Origin of the sequence: Vibrio sp. 10N.222.48.A3, from assembly GCF_041475345.1 — a bacterium.
In the GTDB taxonomy this organism is placed as follows: domain Bacteria; phylum Pseudomonadota; class Gammaproteobacteria; order Enterobacterales; family Vibrionaceae; genus Vibrio; species Vibrio tasmaniensis_A.
Genome location: NZ_JBFRVX010001145.1, coordinates 1 through 2,466, shown reverse-complemented (window position 1 = coordinate 2,466; position 2,466 = coordinate 1). Strand labels below are relative to the sequence as shown.

Below are 2,466 nucleotides of genomic sequence, written 5' to 3'. Positions count from 1 at the left end.
ATCAGAATGCAAGCAATGTTGGCTCAATACTAAACACAATACAAAGTGTCGCTGAGCAAACGAATTTATTAGCACTAAATGCTGCAATTGAAGCTGCGCGAGCTGGTGAACATGGCCGAGGCTTTGCTGTTGTGTCCGACGAAGTGCGCGTGTTAGCGAACAATACTCAACAATCAGCAACAGAAATTAATGCCCTGTTGGTCGACCTTAAGTCCGGCTCTAACGCTGCTGTTGGCGCTATGGACCAAGGCTTAGCGAGCTCGTCACAGGCGGTTGGAGACGCGCAAAACGCTGGTGACTATCTATTAGAAATTAGTGGCCAGGTAGAAGAAATTACCGAGCTCAACAAACAAATTGCAAGTACTACAGAGCATCAAGCTCGTGCTTCAAAACAAATCCACACCCATATGGATGATTTTAGACAGTGCTCTCATCAAGTGTCTCAGTCGACAGATCAACTCGAAGCTCTAAGTCACCAACTGAGTGGCATCGTTACAGAGCTGAGTAAATCAACATCACAATTTAAAGTATAACGGAGAACAACAATGACTAACTCCTCTTTTCGCTTATTGCCGTTAGCGGTAGCACTTGCGACTTCATTCGCTGTACACGCTACAGATGAGCAAAAATTGGCTGAGCTTGAGAACAAGGTCGCTATTCTTGAAGCAAAAGAACTAAATTCAGTCGCTGATAAATTTAGCTTCAATGGTTTTGCGTCTTTGAACATGCAACTTGGTAACAATAGCCATGGTTTCATGAAGTCACAAAACAAAGTACGCTTTGATGAAGGTTCTCTAATTGGTTTGCAAGGTGAGTTTGAAGTTAACGACTCTACTTCAGCTGTAGTGCAAATGGTTGCTCGCGGTAACAAGAAAGAAAACTGGACACCGGATGTTGAGTGGGCATTTCTAAGCCATAAAGTAACACCAAATTTGACAGTCCGTGGCGGTAAGCTACGTCTTCCTCTGTTCATGTACTCTGACTACCTAGAAGTGGGTTACGCTCAAACAAGCGTTCGCGTTCCTAGTGAAGTTTATGGTTCTGTGGTTCTTACGTCACTTACTGGTGGTGATTTCATCTATGACGTTGAGTTAGACGACAGCACAGTATCATTCCAAGGTTTCGTAGGTTCACAAAAGCTTTCAGCGTCTAAGCATAGCTACAATGCTGATACGCAGTTTGATGACATCGCTGGTGGTGTGATCAACTGGACAGACGACACTTGGACTTTACGTACGGTTTACGCTCAAGCAGTGGTAAGCTCAACAACAAACTGGAACGTTAAGAATAAGCCACCTATTTTAAACACAACGTTTAACGATGAGAATGCGAAGTTCTACGGTGTTGGTGGTCGATACGACAACGGTAACCTATCGCTAGTTTCAGAAGTTACTCGTACAACGGTTGAAGGTTTCTATCACGATGTAGATTCTGCTTACCTGACAACGGCTTACCGTGTGAACGAATTCACGCCTTACGTAACTGTAGCGCACATGGAATCGACAGACGATGCAGAACGTAACAACCAGGTTAAACGTCAATACGTAAACATGGTTAAGAACCCAAGTGCTGCTACTAAATATGCTTTCGGCTCTGCAGCCGCTATCTCTAGCAACATGAATATCCAACGCACAACTTACAGCATCGGTACTCGTTGGGACTTTATGCCTAATATCGCGCTGAAAGGTGATGTTAGCTACCTAACCAACTTCGGTTCAACTAATGGTGGAGTTAACGCATCTTACAAGAACGAAGACAACATCTTGTACACAGTTAAAGTTGACGCGGTATTTTAAGGAAGAGAATTATGTTTAAAAAAGCATTGGTAGCCGCTGCTCTTCTTAGCAGCATGAACGCTTTCGCTGGTTTGGTTGTTGTTGGCAACCCATCAATGAATGAGCTTGACGCTTCAACAGTTAAAAAACTGTATCTAGGTAAAGCAAAGTCTCTACAGATTGAAGCGGTAGACTTGGAAGACGGTCACCCACTTAAGGGTACTTTTCACCAAGCAATTACAAAGAAGACAGAAGCACAGCTTCAAGCTTACTGGGCAAAGCGAGTATTTACGGGTAAAGGTCAACCACCTAAAGCTGTAGGTCAAGAAAGCTTAGCGAAAGACATGGTAGCTAGCTCTTCAAACAAAATTGCTTATATCGATGACTCTTTAGTTGATAGCTCAGTTAAGGTTCTTCTAAAGCTTTAAGTTTGAGCTATAAAATAAAAGCTTGAGCTGTAAAGTAAAGGCTTTTCGTGTGGCGCTCTAATAGGGCGCCACTCTTACATTGGCTTACATACTGCTCGAACTCTCTTACTTACCGCTTACACTCGCTTGTCAATTCCCTATCTTATTGTTTCATAAGGCAATCTTGCTGGTTGTTTTTTGTTCTATTCTCTAAAAAATCCAAATTTTTTATATTTTTATTCATTTAGTTTGTTTGATATAAAAATGGGCATGTTGAGATTATT

At 42.3% G+C, this 2,466-nt stretch carries 3 protein-coding genes; all 3 read left to right on the top strand.

Annotated elements, in window-relative coordinates:
• A partial coding sequence (locus tag AB4653_RS24475) for a methyl-accepting chemotaxis protein (protein WP_372105534.1) occupies positions 1–533 on the top strand: 533 nt, incomplete at its 5' end.
• 12 nt (positions 534–545) lie between these two features.
• Positions 546–1,796 (top strand): hypothetical protein, encoded by a 1,251-nt coding sequence (locus tag AB4653_RS24470; RefSeq protein ID WP_102257347.1) that lies wholly within the window; start codon positions 546–548, stop codon positions 1,794–1,796.
• An 11-nt stretch (positions 1,797–1,807) separates the two neighbouring features.
• Positions 1,808–2,203: a phosphate ABC transporter substrate-binding protein gene (locus AB4653_RS24465; protein ID WP_009846438.1), complete on the top strand. Its 396-nt coding sequence runs from the start codon at positions 1,808–1,810 to the stop codon at positions 2,201–2,203.
• Positions 2,204–2,466 lie beyond the last annotated feature (263 nt).

Bases quoted from the DNA above. Each gene is read 5' to 3' on its own strand.
- AB4653_RS24465 (WP_009846438.1), top strand. From the start codon at position 1,808: ATGTTTAAAAAAGCATTGGTAGCCGCTGCTCTTCTTAGCAGCATGAAC.
- AB4653_RS24470 (WP_102257347.1), top strand. From the start codon at position 546: ATGACTAACTCCTCTTTTCGCTTATTGCCGTTAGCGGTAGCACTTGCG.